We start from the raw sequence: 1,913 nt of genomic DNA on the forward strand, positions 1-1,913 counted from the left end.
GGGAATGGAACCTCCGGGGGCTCCCTTGTTCTCCTAGCCTCGCGCCGGTGCCCCGGCAGGCCGACTCCCGTTGGTGACATTCTTATAGGAGAAAACCTGATATTTTATAAAGCACCACCTAAATTCCTTCGTACAATAATAAATTTTTCATGTCTATTATAACTCCTGCTTTCATTAGTAAATCTAAACCAAGTAGCCCATTAATTTTCCCGTCCATGTCAATAACATGTGACCGTCAAGTAGAAATGAACAAATTTCGATAAATAATTTTTAACACCTAGTAAATTCCAAAAATGGTTGCCTCATAAATCACTCTTTGAGTGTTTTGATAATATCAGGCTGTAAAGGCCCGAAGATGGTTTGCCTATGCTTAAGCCGGTAGCTGTTTCCGGTTAAAGCCAGGACTTCACTCTTGTGAAGAATACGGTCCAAAATGGCCGTGGTGATGGCCGGATCACCCAGAATTTCTCCCCATTCCTCAGGCCCCTTGTTGGAAGTAATGATTAAAGAGGTCTGACCGTAAAGCTTGTTAATTAGCTGGAAAAAAGATTGGCTTCCTGGCGGTCGATGGCATGAACATCAAGTCGTCAATAATGACCAGGTCAGAGGTGGTTAGCCTTTTTATCCTAGCCCGGGAAGAACGGGTAATCTCCTGGGTTTTAAGCAGTCCCACAAGTTCTTCCATGCCGGTGAAATGGACTTTGTAGCCACGCCGGACAGCTCTATGCCCAGTCCAGTTGCCAGGTGCGACTTACCGACGCCCGGCGGGCCAAGTAGTAGGAGATTGTAAGCCTGCTCCAGCCAGTGTAATTCTTGAAGCTGATTCAGCTGCTTCTGGCTTAAAGATCTTTGCTCGCGGACATCAAAGGTCTCAAGGGTCTTGTATTCCGGAAAGGCCGCCCATTTGAGCTGTTTTTCCAGGCGGCGTTTTTCCCGGGTGTTTACTTCATGGGCCACTAACTGGTAGAGAAATTCCTGGCAGGTTAAATCCTTTTTTGAGCCTCCAGCAACAGCTCATCCAAGATGCCGGCCGCCGCCGGTATGTTCAACGTAGTTAGATGTTGTTTGATAAGGGATAGACCGGGCTCCATTAAACGCCTCCTGTGTGTGAAAATTTATAGTTAATTAGATCCCGCACCTCCGGCTTAATTTTTAATTTGTAGCTGTTTTCCGGGTCAACGGTCTTAATCTCCGCACTCGAAAACGGCTCAGTACCAAGCTGGCGTTTTGCCGGAAGTAACCCACCGCATCACCAAAATCGCTGGCGCTGTAAAGCCTGTTCTTTAAGCAATAGTGAAGCGCTCTTTCAATTACTGACTTATCATATCCTGGAGCGTGCTTTGGATAAGCTGCAGCTGGTCTCTTACGTACCGGGGTTTGGCGGAACGGATACCATCTAAAAAGGCTCCTAATTCAGGCAGATCGTGATGTTCTTCAAYGAAGTGGTTGATTAGCTCCTGTATTTTCCGGCTCCTGTCCCGCCCGTGATTGTTGTTTTTGATTAATTTTCCTTTATCTCTGCAGACGAGGTGGCGGGCGATAACCTCACCGGTTTGCGGGTCAATGATCTTAAGGTTATCAGCCTCTGACAGGTCGAGATAGACAAAGCTTTTCATGTCTTTAAAAGTTCCCAGTGGCACACTGTAACGGTTGCCCTTGTAAACAATGGTATTGTTCTTTCTAACAGAAACTGCTATACTGCCGGTAACAGTTGTTTTTTGTACTTCGATTTTTCTGTTACCGGCGTCAGGTGCCTGCGTTCTTCGCTAAACACCTGGGCCGGTATTTTCTTTATGGTGTTGTGCATCTTCCCGTTGCCGGTACGGTCAAGCCAGGCCCGGCATTCTTCGTTAAGCTTGTCGATATGGTAGAAAACGCGGTTGCGTGAGAAATTCTTTTTTACGAAGCCGACA

General features: G+C 46.7%; 2 protein-coding genes and 2 pseudogenes. All 4 read right to left on the reverse strand.

Annotated features, from left to right (window positions below; genetic code table 11):
• Window positions 1–309 precede the first annotated feature (309 nt).
• Window positions 310–534 carry an ATP-binding protein gene (locus tag P378_RS21075; RefSeq protein WP_338013844.1) on the reverse strand — a complete coding sequence of 75 codons (225 nt, stop codon included), beginning with the start codon at window positions 532–534 and terminating at the stop codon, window positions 310–312.
• Window positions 530–957: pseudogene (locus P378_RS21085) on the reverse strand (ATP-binding protein). Before P378_RS21085 ends, P378_RS21075 begins: the two are co-directional and overlap by 5 nt.
• A gap of 353 nt (window positions 958–1,310) precedes the next feature.
• Window positions 1,311–1,616 carry a hypothetical protein gene (locus tag P378_RS05495; protein ID WP_099082550.1) on the reverse strand — a complete coding sequence of 102 codons (306 nt, stop codon included), beginning with the start codon at window positions 1,614–1,616 and terminating at the stop codon, window positions 1,311–1,313.
• A gap of 77 nt (window positions 1,617–1,693) precedes the next feature.
• A pseudogene (locus P378_RS19420) lies at window positions 1,694–1,913 on the reverse strand (IS21 family transposase); the annotation flags it as partial.

This window comes from Desulforamulus profundi (assembly GCF_002607855.1).